Origin of the sequence: Pseudomonas agronomica (assembly GCF_025917275.1) — a bacterium.
GTDB classification, from domain to species: domain Bacteria; phylum Pseudomonadota; class Gammaproteobacteria; order Pseudomonadales; family Pseudomonadaceae; genus Aquipseudomonas; species Aquipseudomonas agronomica.
Genome location: NZ_JAOSHO010000848.1, coordinates 1 through 1,271 on the forward strand (window position 1 = coordinate 1; position 1,271 = coordinate 1,271).

Here is a 1,271-nt window from a genome sequence, read left to right on the forward strand (position 1 = left end):
TCCGGGCGAAGCCACGCAGCACGCCGAGGATACGCGCGGGCGCGGCGATGCTCACCAGTGTCTCGGTGCGCAAGCCCAACTGAACCGCCAGCATGGCACTGGCGCCTCCCATGGAATGGCCGATCACCGCTTGCAATGGCGGCAATTCCGCCGCGGCTTCAAGCATTGCCCGGGCAAACAACAGGACGTTGGCCTCATGACCGGGCGAGCGGCCATGGGCCGGGCCATCCAGCGCCACAACCGTATAGCCGGCATCGACGAGCGCGTTGATCAAGGCCGCGAACTGCGTTGGCCGCCCTTCCCAGCCGTGCATCAGCAGGACCGCCGGGCCTTTGCCCCAACGCAAGGCGGACAGGCCGAAGCGCAAGGTGATGCGCTCCGACGAAGCCAGCAATGGCAGTTCCCAATCTCGCGGTGGCAGGTTGCGGGGACTCATGAACACCTTACGCATTTTCTTCGCCACCAGGCGCGGAGCTATCCGGCCAAGGGTGCCATTGACGCCACGAATCCAGCTCAACCTGTCCATGCTCATCTCCAGGGCTTGCGCCTCAGCTCAGCGCACCGCCGACTTGGCGGCGCGCAGCAAACGATCCGATAACTCGCCCGGGCCCAACGCCCGTGCCAGGGCCAGGCCGCCAACCATCAAGGCAATGTCGGCCAGCGCTTTGTCAGCGTCTTCAGGGCTGGCCGCCAACTGCGCGACCATCAACTCGATATGTTCGTTAAGCACCTCGCGAAACGCATCCGGCAGCCGCCCGAGTTCACCGACCGACGCCGGGATCGGGCACGCCTGCTCGGTGGAGTCACGGTGCTTGCGCGACAGGTAGAACGCTGCGACCAAGGCGCGCCGCTCTTCACCTGTCAGTTCCGAATCCATGTCGGCGATCAAGCCGCGGCGGCGGTTCAGCAGTTGCTTGAACGCCTCCAGCATCAAGGCGTCCTTGCTTTCGAAATGGGCATAGAAACCGCCCACCGTCAGCCCAGCCGCGCCCATTACTTCGCCCACGCTCGGCTCGGCCGGCCCGCGCTGGATAAGCGCATCGCTGGCGGCCTTGAGAATGCGCTCACGGGTTTGTGCTTTTTTATCGCTCATCGTTGCCTCCGAATATTACGATTGAAATATTATCCGCATAATAAATTTCCGCAAGGGAAATTTTCACCGCTGGTCAGAAGTATTTTTGAGGATAGGGAAATTGGCTGAACGCCAGACAAACAAAAGGGCCATTCAAGAATTGAATGACCCTTATAAAATCCCGCAGAGCGGGTAATCG

At 61.5% G+C, this 1,271-nt stretch carries 2 protein-coding genes; both read right to left on the bottom strand.

What is annotated here, in order from left to right:
• Nucleotides 1-526, bottom strand: a 526-nt coding sequence (locus OC610_RS27630; protein WP_264432686.1) for an alpha/beta hydrolase, incomplete at its 3' end; no start/stop codon positions are given.
• Nucleotides 527-553: 27 nt separating this feature from the next.
• Nucleotides 554-1,093 carry a TetR/AcrR family transcriptional regulator gene (locus tag OC610_RS27635; protein WP_030142039.1) on the bottom strand — a complete coding sequence of 180 codons (540 nt, stop codon included), beginning with the start codon at nt 1,091-1,093 and terminating at the stop codon, nt 554-556.
• Nucleotides 1,094-1,271: the final 178 nt, after the last annotated feature.

What these genes read in the sequence shown, in the direction of transcription:
- OC610_RS27635 (WP_030142039.1), bottom strand. Translation starts at nt 1,093, where the DNA reads ATGAGCGATAAAAAAGCACAAACCCGTGAGCGCATTCTCAAGGCCGCC.